At 48.0% G+C, this 13,985-nt stretch carries 15 protein-coding genes; all 15 read right to left on the bottom strand.

The genetic code is table 11. The features are described 5' to 3' along the window. Positions 1-8: 8 nt before the first annotated feature. On the bottom strand, positions 9-257 hold the full coding sequence (locus ACLJR2_RS02960; protein WP_001055579.1) for an acyl carrier protein: 249 nt from the start codon (positions 255-257) through the stop codon (positions 9-11). A gap of 18 nt (positions 258-275) precedes the next feature. Beyond that, positions 276-2,333: an SPI-1 type III secretion system effector SipA gene (gene sipA / locus ACLJR2_RS02955; protein WP_000258809.1), complete on the bottom strand. Its 2,058-nt coding sequence runs from the start codon at positions 2,331-2,333 to the stop codon at positions 276-278. An 18-nt stretch (positions 2,334-2,351) separates the two neighbouring features. Then, entirely contained in the window at positions 2,352-3,383 is a 1,032-nt protein-coding gene (gene sipD, locus ACLJR2_RS02950; protein ID WP_000932248.1) for an SPI-1 type III secretion system needle tip complex protein SipD, read from the bottom strand. A 70-nt stretch (positions 3,384-3,453) separates the two neighbouring features. After that, positions 3,454-4,683 (bottom strand): SPI-1 type III secretion system needle tip complex protein SipC, encoded by a 1,230-nt coding sequence (sipC, locus tag ACLJR2_RS02945; protein ID WP_000909019.1) that lies wholly within the window; start codon positions 4,681-4,683, stop codon positions 3,454-3,456. Between the two features lie 27 nt (positions 4,684-4,710). Further along, positions 4,711-6,492, bottom strand: coding sequence for an SPI-1 type III secretion system needle tip complex protein SipB (sipB, locus tag ACLJR2_RS02940; protein WP_000245788.1), 1,782 nt, complete (start codon positions 6,490-6,492; stop codon positions 4,711-4,713). Positions 6,493-6,494: 2 nt separating this feature from the next. Next, entirely contained in the window at positions 6,495-6,992 is a 498-nt protein-coding gene (gene sicA, locus ACLJR2_RS02935; RefSeq protein WP_000386309.1) for a SycD/LcrH family type III secretion system chaperone SicA, read from the bottom strand. Between the two features lie 137 nt (positions 6,993-7,129). After that, the gene (gene spaS, locus ACLJR2_RS02930) at positions 7,130-8,200 is read right to left on the bottom strand and encodes an SPI-1 type III secretion system export apparatus protein SpaS (protein WP_000097721.1); all 1,071 of its coding nucleotides are present in this window, start codon (positions 8,198-8,200) and stop codon (positions 7,130-7,132) included. Then, positions 8,187-8,978: an SPI-1 type III secretion system export apparatus protein SpaR gene (spaR, locus tag ACLJR2_RS02925; protein WP_000498965.1), complete on the bottom strand. Its 792-nt coding sequence runs from the start codon at positions 8,976-8,978 to the stop codon at positions 8,187-8,189. The genes spaS and spaR overlap by 14 nt, the downstream gene beginning before the upstream one ends. A 3-nt stretch (positions 8,979-8,981) precedes the next feature. Next, entirely contained in the window at positions 8,982-9,242 is a 261-nt protein-coding gene (gene spaQ / locus ACLJR2_RS02920; protein ID WP_000342503.1) for an SPI-1 type III secretion system export apparatus protein SpaQ, read from the bottom strand. 25 nt (positions 9,243-9,267) lie between these two features. After that, on the bottom strand, positions 9,268-9,942 hold the full coding sequence (spaP, locus tag ACLJR2_RS02915) for an SPI-1 type III secretion system export apparatus protein SpaP (protein ID WP_000526016.1): 675 nt from the start codon (positions 9,940-9,942) through the stop codon (positions 9,268-9,270). Continuing rightward, positions 9,932-10,843: an SPI-1 type III secretion system protein SpaO gene (gene spaO, locus ACLJR2_RS02910; protein ID WP_000058740.1), complete on the bottom strand. Its 912-nt coding sequence runs from the start codon at positions 10,841-10,843 to the stop codon at positions 9,932-9,934. The genes spaP and spaO overlap by 11 nt, the downstream gene beginning before the upstream one ends. Further along, complete coding sequence (gene spaN / locus ACLJR2_RS02905) at positions 10,843-11,853, bottom strand: SPI-1 type III secretion system protein SpaN (RefSeq protein ID WP_000503101.1); 1,011 nt, start codon at positions 11,851-11,853, stop codon at positions 10,843-10,845. The genes spaO and spaN overlap by 1 nt, the downstream gene beginning before the upstream one ends. Further along, a complete protein-coding gene (spaM, locus tag ACLJR2_RS02900) occupies positions 11,853-12,296 on the bottom strand; it encodes an SPI-1 type III secretion system protein SpaM (protein ID WP_000555884.1) in 444 nt (147 codons plus the stop codon). The genes spaN and spaM overlap by 1 nt, the downstream gene beginning before the upstream one ends. Further along, positions 12,274-13,569, bottom strand: a complete 1,296-nt coding sequence (gene invC, locus ACLJR2_RS02895) for a SctN family type III secretion system ATPase InvC (RefSeq protein WP_000856766.1) — start codon at positions 13,567-13,569, stop codon at positions 12,274-12,276. The genes spaM and invC overlap by 23 nt, the downstream gene beginning before the upstream one ends. After that, entirely contained in the window at positions 13,566-13,973 is a 408-nt protein-coding gene (gene spaK, locus ACLJR2_RS02890; RefSeq protein ID WP_001164066.1) for an SPI-1 type III secretion system chaperone SpaK, read from the bottom strand. The genes invC and spaK overlap by 4 nt, the downstream gene beginning before the upstream one ends. Positions 13,974-13,985 lie beyond the last annotated feature (12 nt).

The raw sequence follows: 13,985 nt of genomic DNA, 5'->3' as shown, positions 1-13,985 counted from the left end.
GAAAAATACTACACCCTGGACTCAAGACTTTTTTTAACAACACGGCATATATCCGCAAAGGTCGTCATATCAGGAAGATCGTTTTCATTGCAACTAATGTCAAACTCCTCACTAAGACCAAATACAATATCAATTAAATCCAATGAGTCAGCGTAAAGGTCCTCAACCAGATGGGTCTGACCATTGATACTATCAACATCAACGGCAATACAGGAGGTGATCACTTTTTTGACTCTTGCTTCAATATCCATATTCATCGCATCTTTCCCGGTTAATTAACGCTGCATGTGCAAGCCATCAACGGTAGTAATAACCCGATCCACGCCAGGTTTATTCAGGTATGACTCGTAAGCCGGGCCAGCTCGCCAGCTACCGTCTCCGATAAGGCCGTCCAGCACATTACTTAACACATAGTCAGTTTCCCCTTTTAGTCTGGTCAGCCCCGCCTCTCTGGCAAACTGCAGTGCAATCTCAGCCAGTTTTTCTTTTTGTGGATGATGAGTAATGACCTCTTTGAGAGTCTCCATTTTCGCTTTCAATTCTGGGTGCTTGTCAATATCGCTACATTGCGCTTTCAACGCTGCACTCTTTATCGTGTCATTGGGTAATATTTCCGCACGCAAGCCGTCAAACGCTCTGCGTACAGGGAACGGTGTGGAGGTATCTGGCTCCAGGGCTTTACGTATCACACCCAAAAACGTCTCACGGGCGTCGAAATGCATTGAATGCATATTCGTAACGCTCGGTACTGTTGAGAGGAAACTATTTTGCTTAAACTTCAAACCAGAAAATGGGCCAGTCTTATCTGTCTGACTATTATCATTATCGGTCGTACCGGCTTTATTACCTGTAATTACCGTCGTGTCTGATTGTAAGGTATCGGTTTTAACATTCTCGACGCCAGCCAGTTGACTGGCAAGCGGCTTCACATTCACAATCTCTGCCGTCTGGCTTTGCTGTTTATTATCATCAACGCCGTGCACCGTGGCCTGTACCGGCTTGCCGATAATGCTCTTGCTGGTTACGCCATCGACTTCATCAAAAGAGGTTGTTTCACCCGTAGTGCCCTTTTCTGACGTGACCACCTTTCCATCTTTACTTTCGGATGAAGCGTTGGTCACAGCCTCTGCCGTCGCATGAGCCGTGACGTCAATTTTACCCGCGATGCCATGGTCAATTGCCCCTGTGCTGGCGCTGTGTGCCGTCTCCGTTTGATGCGTAGTCGAATCCACACGCGAATGACTATGACTTACGTTGCTGCTGTTAGTCGAATGGTGTGACTCGCCATTGCGTTGGCTGTTATCAATAAATGTTCGGCTATTATCAATCGTCTTCCGGCTATTATCATGGTTGCTATTATCGATATGGCGCTGGCTATTATCGACATGGCTTCGGCTATTGTTAATATGCTTACTGTTATCCACGCTATGGTTACTGCTATCAATATTAATATTGATATTAATACCCGTAGGTTCTGCTTTTTTCCCACCATCAGGTACTGGTCCAGCCGCAGGCTCCGGAATTTTAGGGTCAGGCAGTTTATCTGCAGGAATTTGTGCAAAAACATTACGTAGCAGCAGGGGTATCAACGTTTGCATTTCAAGGTGCCGGGCTTCCCGTCCTACGCTGGTACCCTGCTCTTGCGTTAATTTTTGGTGGCACATATCAAGCGCCTCAACCGCCTTCGCCGCCGCTTTGTCAACAAGGTGCGTAAGATTGCTGCGGGTTAACGGATCTAACGTACAGCCAAAGTTATGTTCAATGCAGCTGGCAATATAGGGCATCACCTCCTGCATAACAAAATTCGTCGATAATTTACTTAATTCACCGCCAGTGTTATTTTTGATAATATCTAACAGCTGCTTTTCCAGGTTTTCCAGCTTCGCTTCCGCTTTCTTTGTTTCTGGCAGCCATGGCCCAAAAGCTGACTTTTCTTTCAGGCCATCTTTTATGATTTGCGCGGTATACTCTGCCCCCACCTTCATCAGTAGCGTCTTCGCCTCAGGAGAATCACTGGTGGCGTTGAGCGCTGAACGAAAGAGCCCGGCAAACTCCATTATCGCTTTCTTACCGGCGACATTATTTGAATTGGTAAAAACTTCTTTTAACGCCTCAGCGTCTTTCCCGCATTTAAACAATGCATCCAGACTCGCCTGTTTGATCAGCGCGGGAAAATCTTCCAGTTGCGGGCCTTTAATTTCCCCTGACAGCGTCGCTGTGGCACTTTCTCTGACTGCGGAAAGATTCGCCGCAAGATTCGTGGCCTGCGTTTTGATCTCGGTCTGCATACCTGGCATTATGACGGGGGGCTGAGTCCTTACACTTGTAACCATTATTAATATCCTCTTCTGTTATCCTTGCAGGAAGCTTTTGGCGGTTTCCAGGCTGCTACTTATCGTACTGCTCAGCACTTTTACCAGGTTGTCGTACAATGAATTGGCATTGCTATATTTTTGCGTCAGCGTCTGTAATGTGGTTTTCATATTTTCTTCCTGCGCTTTAAAACCCGACTGCCAGGCTTGATATTTGGCGTTATCCATTTCGAGTTTTGAGTCTTTTCCCGGCGCGCCTAAACCATCAATATCCTGAACCATTTTTTGTAATGGCGTCAGATCAACGGTGATGACATAACCGGATCCATAAGATTTCAGGCAGCTATTCGGTAAATTCAATTCACTGAGCCACTGTCTCGCTTCCGCTTCAGTGGCTACTTTAACGCCGCTGCCTGACTGCGCTGGAAATAAAACGGTATTACTGTTTATTTGATTATATTTATTGACTAAACTGTTTAAATCATTTTTGAGTGAGGTAACATCTAGCTTAACGGTATTACCGTCCTTACCTGGTAATAACCAGCCTCCCATTTTGGAAAGAATATCACTGAAGGCCTGATAAAAATCGGTATAGACTGCGACAACGTTTTCATAAACGCCCAGATAGCTGTCACCTATCGCCGATATATTTTGGGAAACCATATCCCAAATCTCAGCATCAGAAATGGTTGTTCTCGGCTGCGCCATAGGCGAAGCGCTAAATAAGGCCGACGTCGGCGCAGAAAACGCGCTCCGCAGGTTCTCATTTTGTTCTGCGGATAATGACACGCCAGACTTCGCCAGCGCATTCAGGCTGCTGGTCAACTGCTGGCGCGCCAGCGTGCGCTCGTCATTATTCTCTTCAGAGATCGGTGGCGTTGACTGCAGCGTCTGCTGTGCCTGCTGGATTTTAGTAGCCGCCTGCGATAATGAAATGATATCTGTACCGCGATGTTCTGTGGTAGACGGTACCACGGCAGTCTCGACGTGCTCGCTCGCCGAGGGAGTCTGCGGCCGTTCGGCAACGATCCCCGGATGAGGAGAAGCGGAATAATTTTGAATATTAAGCATAATATCCCCAGTTCGCCATCAGGAGCGCGATTAAATCACACCCATGATGGCGTATAGATGACCTTTCAGATTAAGCGCGAATATTGCCTGCGATAGCAGCAAGTGCGGATGCTTTCGACTGGTTAATGCTCTCCATTGTTTTCAGCATTTCCTGAATCAGGCTGGTCGATTTACGTGAACTTTCACGGGCTTCGTCCGATGCGGTGCTGGCAACACGGTTATTCACCTGGCTAATTTGCTGCTCGGAACGTTCCTGAGTAGCGGCGTACTGCCCGGACGCCCCTGCAATACCACCGACCGTGACCGAGTTCTTCATAATCAGATCGCCCGTCATCTGCATCTTGCGCGCATCAATTCGGGTCATATCCATGGTATTCTGCTCAAGACGAATATCGGATTCGACAGACTCAAGACGTTTCGACAGAATAGCCTGATGTTCAGGGGAGATTTGTTTATTACTGTCTTTAATACCCAGACTTTCCGTGGCGCTGGTTCCGGCATTAGATTTAAGCGTCGCATCATTAAGATTTTTCGTCGCATCGGTACCGGTTTTCTTCATATTTAACGATTTCAGAGAATCGACGCCTTCAGCACCGAGTTTGACGCTATTCTGCCCGTTCAGCACGTTTTTAATACTGTGGCTTTCAGTGGTCAGTTTATCGATCTTCGCGGCATTATGTTTAAGCGCGCCTCTTTCATTCTGCAGCCCCTTATATTCCAGTTTGGCACCCACGCCAGTGATCCCCAACTGAAGCGCGCTCTGAGAAATACTACCGGACAACGCATTCATCCCTTCGCGCATCATGGAGCTTGCCGTCGTTTTAGCTGCATCAAAGCTGACTAATGACAACTTACCAGACAGTTTGCTATCAGCCTGGTTCAACGTCAGCATTAACGTATTCGCGGCAGCCAACAGCGCAACGGCACTGGAAGACATTCCGCTAATATCAAAAAACTTTCCGACTTCTGCCTGCTGCTCGCGTAACTGGGTTTGCACAACCTCATTCGCTTTAGTCGTGACATTATTTGCCAGAGCATTCAAATCCTGATTCATGTCGGTATTTTGAATACTGGCTTTTAAAAAGGACGTGATCGTTCCGGGGGTTTGCGTTAATACCCCTGGCGCAGGCGCGCTCAGTGTAGGACTCAACCCCAGGTCACTGACTTTACTGCTGCTAATACCAATACTATTCAGAATATCTTTAGCGCTAACGGATTGCGAAGCTGTCTGTGAACTATTCTCAACAGAATGATTATTTAAATAAGCGGCGGGATTTATTCCCACATTACTAATTAACATATTTTTCTCCCTTTATTTTGGCAGTTTTTATGCGCGACTCTGGCGCAGAATAAAACGCGAAGCATCCGCATTTTGCTGTACCGCAGAAGACATGGCTTTTTGCAGTTCCGCCGTTACCTTCTGGTTTTCACCAAATATTTCTACGGATTGTTTAAGCCACTGCTGAATTTGATCCATGGCAAAACGGGCGAGCATAAAATCAGCAAGCGCCTCGCTGGCATTTTTAATAAATACCCCCTCGGCAACACCACCGGCTGACTGGGCTGCGGTATTCGTGACTTCCATGCCCAACGCCACTTTATTTAGGGTATTACCTACCAGCTCTTTACTTAAGGCATTCGTTTGCAGGCCCATCTTGCTACCCACATTACCCAGGCCGCTAGTAATACGTTGCATCCCCTGGGTAAAGAGTTTGCTGCCGTTTTGTGCTAACTGTTTCAGCACGTTAGGCACCAACTTCTTAATCGTTTCGCCCATCATTTTGCTCAGCGCGTTACCCAGTTTCGCCGCCGCGCCTTTCCCGACAACTGCGACCACCACAATGACCGCTACCATCGCAATAGCGGCAACAATCGCACCAACAATGCTGCCTGCCATCTCTGCCGTTTTCTTATCGACGCCTAATCCTTCCAGCGCTTTGGTAATCGCCTTGCCAATCAGCTCCATTAACGGCTTCAGCACATGCTCCATAATCGGGTTTAGCGCCTGCTGAATAAACGACACCCCCGTCGCCGCCTTCACAATTTCATCGGCAACCATTACCGCAAGTCCCACCGCAGCCAGCGCCAGACTCGCCCCACCGGTAAAAACAGCTGCCACAACGCTGACAATGGTTAGCAGCGCGCCGAGGACTTTCCCGATACATCCCATAATGCGGTTCGTTTCCTCGGCTTTGCGCGTCTCTTCCTGGAATTCAGCCGATTTCTTTTCCATCTCCGCCTGACGCCCTTCCTGCAAGGCGTTGAAAAGCGCAAGATCGTTTTGCAGGCTTTCTTCCGTATTTTTGCCCACAATCTCAATAAACATGGCCATGAGCATAGTGAGGCGGGCGACATTTGACAGATTATCCTGCTCACCCTGGGAAACCTGATTCTGAGAGGCGGCATTAGCCGTTCCCTGGAATTTGGTCAGAATGTTATCCGCTTTCTCGGCTTTCGCTTTGGCGTCTGTGCCTGCTTTAACCGTCGCATCCGTGGCCTTATCTAAGGCCTCTTTCGCCTCTGTCGCTTCTTTTCCGGCCTGTTCTACCGCGGCTTCAGCTTGTGCATAGCCGGGGTCAGCCGGGTCCAGCGATTGCAATTTATTTTGCGCCTGCGTCAGTTTTTTGGTCGCAGCGTCATAAACACTCTTGGCGGTATCCGTCTTTTTGATACTGGCTTCATAGAGATCCGTCGCCTCCTGAGCCTCTCCCAGAGCCGTCTGGAATTCTTTCGATACCTGAATCCCCATCTCTTTTTGTGACTCAATCATCGCCTGCCATACCGCCAGACGAGACTCCAGTTGAGACAGCGAAACATCGCCCAGTAGTGTCATTAACTTGCCAAGCAGTAATGTCAATTGTCCTTCGCTGGAGAGTTTTTCCCGGGCGGCGTCCGTAGGCGGCTTCAGACCCACCGTATTAATAGCGCTCTCGCCGGACTTTGTTCCGGCTTTAAGGTCGCCCGCTTTCGTTGCCACCACATCTTTAAAAGCTTTATCCGCCGCTTTTAAAAAGTCCGTGTTCTTACGAACGCCTTCAAAAGCCGCCTCAGCGAGGCGCGGATTTTGGGTATATCCGCTACGGCTAATGCTACTTGCGTCATTTACCATAATTATTCCTTTTCTTGTTCACTGTGCTGCTCTGTCTCCGCCGTTTTTAGCGCCTCCAGATAGACCAACGCTTTTGCCCGCAGAGACTCATCTTCAGTACGTTCATTGACAAGTTCAAAACACTGCCTGGCTTTTGCCGCCTTACGCATTAATAATTGACACTGCCCGGTAAAAAAAACGGGGCGATAATCATTTTTAAGTAACGTAAACGCTACTGCATAAAGGTCACATGCTTTCTGAAATTGTTTTTTCAGTTGGCATACCGCCGCCAGTCCCATGGTGTAATCGGGATTGTAAAAATCATAAATGCATAAGAAACGAAAGAATGTCTCAGCTTCATCCAGTCGTCCCTGGTTATAAAACTCATAAGCATGAGCATATAAACCGTCCATCATATCTTGAGGGATCCCATGAACGTCTTTTAGCGTGGCGCCTTCACTAACGGCATCCCAAATCATTTCCGCAACACGTTCTTCGCTGACATTATTTTGATAATCCATTACTTACTCCTGTTATCTGTCACCGACTTTGTAGAACTTAACGACTGCGTTTATCTGATGCAGTTATTAAACCCCGACGGTGGTTAGTGAACATTCAAAAAACGCCCAATGAATACATCGCTACTGCTTTACGCGGCTCAATGCCGTACCTCGTTTTCTTGTGGCTGAATAACGTCTTTGCCCGCGTTTTCTACCTCTTCCAGCCAAACCAGAAGACGTAAAACTTCATCAATTTCTTCCAGACTCACCAGATCATAACGGCGATGGGTTTTGAAAAGACTGCGTGCCAGTTTGATATCGACGATCACAGGTACGCCAACCTTCTCCGCATAGGCGCGGACGGCCAGCGCGCGCTGATTCGTTTCATACACCGAGATCATCGGAATCGGCATCAGTTCGGGTTTAAAATAAATCCCGATCGTAATATGCGTGGGGTTGGCAACAATCAGGCGTGAGTTTTCAATATCGGATTTCACCTGTTCAGACAGAATTTCCATATGAACTTCACGTCTTTTAGATTTAACCTCTGGGTTCCCTTCCTGCTCCTTCATTTCACGCTTCACTTCTTCCTTATCCATTTTCATATCTTTCATGGTCAGGAAATATTCCGCAATAGCATCCAATAATAAGACAATCAATGCGCAAGCAAGGCAAGTTAATACCAATGCGAGGAGAAGTTCACGCCAAATGACGGCAATATCCACAACATTGCCATTTAACTGAGAAAAGATTTCAACCTTATATTTCTTCCAGCAAATGATGGCGGCCACCACAAAGGATGAGAGATACAGTAGGGTTTTGACCGTATCTTTAACCGTGCGCATACTAAAAAGTTTTTTCGCCCCTTCTACCGGGTTTAACGCCGATAAATTAGGTTTTAATGCTTCTGTCGCCAGCACAAAACCGGCCTGTAATAATGCCGGTAATGCGGAACACACTAAACAGAGCAGCATAAATGGAATCAGATATTTTAATCCTATCCCAAAAACGGCCAAACTGTAATCAGCCATGCTCTGATCAAAATTATCCGCAATAATGATCTTAATTATCCCCATAAACTCATTAAATGAGCCATACGACACCAGATAGGCAATTCCTCCCAGCGTCAGGCAGGCGATAATGAGATCTTTACTTTTAAATGACTGGCCTTTTTTAGCGGAGTCTTCCAGCCGTTTTTTAGTCGGTTTTTCTGTTTTATTCGAGGACATGCGTCGCCCCTCGCTCGTAAAACCAACTGCTTAATCCTGTGGCCTGGAAAGAGAGTCGCAGTACATTGTCCGGTAGTACCGGGGAGAAATAAAGCAGCATAATTAAAACAGCAATACCGCTTTTTACCGTCAGTGAAATCGCAAAAGCGTTCATTTGCGGAGCAAAGCGCGACAATAAACCCAGGAATACTTCTGACAGCAACAGCACTAATACCACCGGACTGGCCAGAACCAACGCGTTTTGAGCCACCTGATTAATAAACGTTAATAGCGGCGGTAATGAAGGCGTGCACTCGTTCATCGGATCGCATAGCTGATAGCTTTTATTTAACACGTCAACCATCGTGACCAGACCGCCGTTTTGTAAATAAACGACAGCGGCAAACATATTCAGGAAATTAGCCATTTCCGAGGTATCAATGCCGTTTGCCGGATCGATACTGCTACTTAGCGTTGCCCCTCGCTGGTTATCGATAATACAACCCAGCGCATGCATAACCCAAAAAGGCCATGACAGCAGACAGCCCAGCATGACGCCTACCGCCGCTTCTTGCAGAACTAACGGGATCATCGCCACCGATAAAAACGGCGGCGCCTCGTTCAATGCATGCGGCCATACTCCCAATGCCACCAAGATGATAATGGCGTTTCTCGGCGCACCGCTTAATACCCCGCTATTCAAAAACGGCAGGAAGAAAAAAATCGGCGCCACGCGAGCAAACCCTAGCGCCGCAGACGCAACCAGGTGATGAATTTCAAAGTACAACGCGTAAAACATTTTTTACCCCTTAGCCAACGCCAGGAATATCACCTGACGCCCGTAAGAGAGTAAAACTTCGCCATACCAGCCAGACAGTAAAAACAAGCATAAACACACGCCAAGTAATTTAATGCCAAAAGGCAGCGTCTGTTCCTGTAATTGCGTTACCGTCTGGAATAACCCTACCAGGAGGCCGATAATCGTTGCGACAATCGTCGGCCACCCTGACAGGATCAAAACAAGATAGAGCGCCTTATTACCTGCAAACACTAAATCATCCATTTAACTATCCCGTCTCGTAATGATGTCATGTTGCAATGTCCATATACTGTAATATCAATCCCTTAGACAGTAAGGTCCAGCCATCAAGCGCGACAAAAAGCACCAGCTTAATAGGTGTAGATATCGTCACCGGACTCATCATCATCATCCCCAGCGCCAGTAGCACGCTGGATACCACCAGGTCGACGACGACAAAGGGCAAATAAAGATAAAAACCAATTTTAAACGCGCTTTTTATTTCGCTCAGCGCATAAGCAGGTAATAACGCAAATATTGATGGTTTTTCAATTTCATCTTTGTCACGCTTTACCGTCTCGGTCTCTTCTCCATACTGACGCTTCAGTTGCGCGTTTTCAAAAAACTGAACTAACTCGCGATCTGAATATTTGATCAGATAATCGCGATAACCATCCAGGCCTTCATCAACGTGTTTACTTAATGACGAAATATCATTAAAGGTGACATCTTCGTCCTCAAAATAGACGTAGGCATCATGCATTATGGGCCACATAACAAACATAGAAAGCAGCAATGCGACGCCGTTAAGCGTCATATTTGAAGGTATCTGCTGCAATCCCAGGGCGTTACGCACCATGACAAATACAATAGAAAATTTAACGAAACAGGTTCCTGACGCAATAATAAATGGCAACAGGGTGGAAAATGCCAGTAAGGCAATTAATGAGATATCATTCCCCATTACCAGACTCGCTCAGCCATTCATGGATCTCAACGCCTAAGGTGTCATTCATCTGTACCAGTTCGCCATTACCCAGCAAAACACCATTCGCCATAATTTCAACGTTAAGTTCAGCATTGGTCGGCAGTGATAATAGCTGTTGCTGCCCCATGGCTTCGAGTTCGGCGAGGGTAACGTTCTTACGATACAAAACAAATTCCAGTTTGACGGGCAATTGATTCAAGCCAGGCAGAGTTTCTGCAGTTTCAGTTGTATTATTTTCTTCTTCGATATGTTGAATATCTAACGTTTCCACAATAATTCCCCCTTCAACACGGTTGAAATGACCTAACTTTTTCGCGTAGCAATAAACTTCCGCACCGGAAGTACGAATCAGGAGTACATCTCCGATCCCGATTCGGCCCAGCAACGAACGCTGCGTATCACTGCTACCGATTACAAAGCGCAACGGCCAACGCAGCATTTTCGGCCTGCCGCCCCCGACTGCAGGCAGTTCAGGAAGATATTCAAACCACAGGCCGCCCCGATCGCTCATAATGTGCAACAATTTCCCTTCCGGCAGCGCGCTTCCCGGCACGGGGTTCTCTACGCATAAACGCCGACAGGACAAATGCGGCACGGGCAACTCAAACGGTCGCTCTGTCGCAGCAAGCCAGGGAACGACCAGGTGCTCAGCGCCAGCAGAAACCGCCGCCCCCGCCAGAGCGGGAGAGACATGCTCAAGCCAGTCCCCAGGTTGAATCCACGCCGACCACCGTTTTTCTGCATCGCTCAACCGAACCCACATTCCCTGTCGCGTCGGATATTCCAGCGTCGCTTCCCGGCCATGGCGCTGGCATTCTGTCGCGGTTTGCGCCAATAGCCATTCGCGACGATCAATCTGTCTCACACGCAATGACATCAGGCGTCATCCTCCTCGCCAGATTGTTGTCTGTGCTGTTGCTGCTGCGGATTTTGTTGATCGTCTCGCGTCAGGTGCCAGCGCTGGGGATTACCGTTTTGCCATTGATCATGCAAACGATGTTCAACCTGCGTATTTGACGGTATTAACGAAAACTCCCCTGCTTGCCGCGCCTGAATATTGACGGAATAGTCATTTCCCCAGCGCTGAAAACGGTAAGTCAGCGAGCTATCCTCTCCTTTCACGCCATCGGCAGTGGGAAAAATAGTCATCATCGGCTTTGATTGCGCCGCTAAAGGCATTTTTTCATCGCCGCCGGTTAATTGGCTAAGATCGGCGATAGTGGTTGGTTGCAGCGGAAGCTGAGAAACATCTTTAACCTTTTTATGATCTTTATCGTCAGGCTTACCGGTATTGGCTGCGGCCATTCGGGCAGGTGCGACATCCCGCGCCAGCGGCGCGCCCTCTTTACGAACGCCTTCGCCCGCGATGGCTTTATTATCCCCAGGCAATGCCTTGATATTATCGTCAGAGATTCCCGTGGCGTTATCGGTTACTTCACTAACGGATTCCACAGCTTTTAAATCAGCAGATAATTTTTTACCGCTTACGCTTTCTAACGGCCTATTTTTAGGCGATAGCAACGCTGCGGATTTATCTACTTTGGCCTCCGCAGAGATCAAACCGACAGATTTTTCAGCAGTGACTTTCAACAGTTTTTCAGCAATCCTGAGTTCGCCTTTTCCGTTATGATGCAGACCAGAAACGTTGCCATTGTGATGTTCTGATTTCGCTGGCGCGCCATGTCGCCATGCCGCCAGTAATACCGGTAAAGCCGTTTCTTTATGCATTACGAAAGCATCGCCATAGTCGCGATCTTTTTTATCACCGGAATATTCTGTCTTATGTTTTTCCACCGCTTTTTTTAATGCTTCTGATAAACCGCCAACCTCATCCTGCTGCGGCAGTAAAATGTTCCCGGATGAACTGACAGCTGACACATCGCCCATTAAATTATCTCCTCTGACTCGGCCTCTTCCTGCTGTATCTCTCGCTGGATATAGTGTCTTTTCTGACGGATTATCCAGCGTTGATAGTTCCCTTCTTTGCGCAACCAATATTTACTTTTTTTCTGAAACTCTTCCCTTTTCTTTTCCAGCTCGCTCCGTTTTTCCTGAATTTGTATAATCTGGAGTTCTAAATCTTTTATCTGCCGGCGAACAATAGACTGCTTACGTAATAACGTATAAATTTCCTCACGACTGAGCTGTCTGTTTTCTGCACGCAGCGTATCTAATAACAATTTCAGACCCGCTATTTGTTCAAGGATCGCCTCCTCCTCGGCCTGCAGCCCGCGGTCCTCATCCTGATAGCGAAGTAATATCGACTCACACTGTGAATGAAATACCGTACAGCGCCGCTGCAATACTTTAATTCTGGTCAGCGAATGCATTCATACCGCTCAGCGTGTCATCAAAGGATGAATATTGCGCTACCGGCTGGCATAACCAGGCTTTCAGGCTATCCCGCATCTGCATCGCCCGATCGTTATCGATATTTTCGCCAGGACGATATTCTCCCAAGTCAATGAAAAGCTGGAGCTCTTCCAGACGCGTCATTAATTTACGCACGGCAGATGCCTGTTCAGCATGTGTCGGCGTCGTGACTTGTCCAAAAACGCGGCTTACGCTTTTCAGTACATCGATTGCCGGGTAATGTCCCTGCCCGGCCAGCTTTCTGCTCAGATACAGGTGACCGTCAAGGATAGAGCGAATTTCATCCGCCATCGGGTCCGCCTCTTCCTCGCTTTCCAGCAGTACCGTATAAAAGGCAGTAATGCTTCCCTCGCTGGTCGCCCCGGGGCGTTCCAGCAAGCGGGGCAAATTATCGAATACGGAGGCGGGATAACCTCGACGGGCCGGACGCTCTCCTGACGCCAGTGCCACGTCTCGCAAAGCACGCGCATAACGGGTCATGGAATCGATAAAAAGCACGACCCGTTTTCCCTGGTCGCGAAAATATTCCGCTACGGTTGTCGCCAGTTGCGCCGCATTGCAGCGATCGACCGAGGGGAAATCGGAAGTGGCAAAAACCAGCACGCATTTTTCTTTCTTATGCGAAGCGCGCAACATATCCACGAATTCAGTGACCTCGCGGCCTCGTTCACCGATAAGACCAATAACAAAAACATCTGCCTCCGTTTGCTCGATCAGCATATGCATCAGCATGGTCTTACCGCATCCTGCGGAGGCAAAAATGCCCATTCGCTGGCCTACGCCACAGGTCAATAACCCGTCAATCGCGCGCACACCGGTAATCAGCGGTTCACGGACGCCAACGCGCGAAGCGTAAGAAGGCGGTGCGACATCAATAACGCGTTCTTCGCTAATCGGCGCCACTTCAGGGGTAAAACGCTCAACGATTTTCCCCGTCGGATCCAACACCGCGCCTAATACCGAGTATCCCACCCACGCCGATAACGCACGTCCAGTGGGATAAAGCACGACATCGCGGCTCAGCCCCTGGGCATTGCCGATAAGGCTCAGCACGGTGCGTTCCCGCTGTAAGCCAACCACCTGCGCACGTGCAACAACCTGTTTTTGGTGCCAGCCACGGCGTATTTCACACAGTTCGCCAATGGCTACATCGCGCAATTCCGCCTCAATAATTGGGCCGGTTATTTTTTGTGGGTAGGCCAGATATTGCAGTAAACGAGGTGTTTTCATCTCATTAGCGACCGACTAAAAACTTCCAGATAGTTGTAAAACCCATTCAAGGCAGTAGAGAACTTTTCACCGTCAGATAAAAAATCCGGATGCACTAAGGCTTTAAGCGTTAGCTCCCCATTCTGCTCCCCCAGTAGTAATTGCCCGCCGCGGGCAAAATGGCATCCTTCCATTATGGTCATTAAGATTTCATAAGCCCGCTGTTGTAATACCACCATGCTGTCAGCACCCAATTGCGCCCAGATCCATACATCATCGTCCTTGACGCTGATACAGATACTTGGCAATGCAAATAAATCCAGAACAATTGTTGAATGGCTATCTATTCCTCCAATTAATGAAGGATCGCAACCACTTACTTCCAGTGCGGAACGAACTAATTCAGCGATATCCAAATGTTGCATAGATCTTTTCCT

The organism is Salmonella sp. SAL03688 (assembly GCF_046551895.1).
Lineage (GTDB): Bacteria > Pseudomonadota > Gammaproteobacteria > Enterobacterales > Enterobacteriaceae > Salmonella > Salmonella enterica.
This window is presented reverse-complemented; position numbering and strand designations above follow the sequence as displayed.